Genomic DNA, 467 nt, shown 5'->3' with positions numbered 1-467 from the left:
GTCACGTAGTCGAGCGCATTGATGTTGACGGCCAGCGAGCGCGCCATGCGGTAGGCGCCCGGCACGTAGATGATGCCCGCCGTGACGACCAGCATCGGCACCGAGGAGCCGAAGCCCGCCACCATGATGAGCGCGAACATCTTGCTCGGGATCGCGGTCAGCGTGTCCAGCCCGCGGCTGAGCACCGCGTCGATCCAGCGGCCGCTGGCGGCGGCCAGCAGCGCCAGCGTGGTGCCGGTTCCGCTGGCCAGCAGCGTGGCAAACAGCGCGACGCCGATCGTGTAGCGCGCCCCCTCGATGATGAGTGCCAGCATGTCGCGCCCGAGGTAGTCGGTGCCCAGCCAGTGCTTCGCGCTGATCGGCGCGAAGACGTTCGAGGTGCCCATGGCCGCCGTGCTGTGCGACAGCAGCCAGGGCCCGAGCAGCGCCGCGAGCAGCCAGAACAGCAGCACCGCGAGGCCGAGCAG

Annotated in this window: 1 protein-coding gene; it reads right to left on the bottom strand. The window is 70.0% G+C overall.

Annotated features, from left to right (window positions below):
- On the bottom strand, nt 1-467 hold a 467-nt coding region (locus AC3A6B_RS29885), incomplete at both ends, for an ABC transporter permease (protein WP_487840248.1).

It is taken from the genome of Variovorax sp. Soil_C_33, from assembly GCF_057656935.1.
Note: the sequence above shows the minus strand (reverse complement) of the source record. Positions and strands in the feature narration are given on the sequence as shown.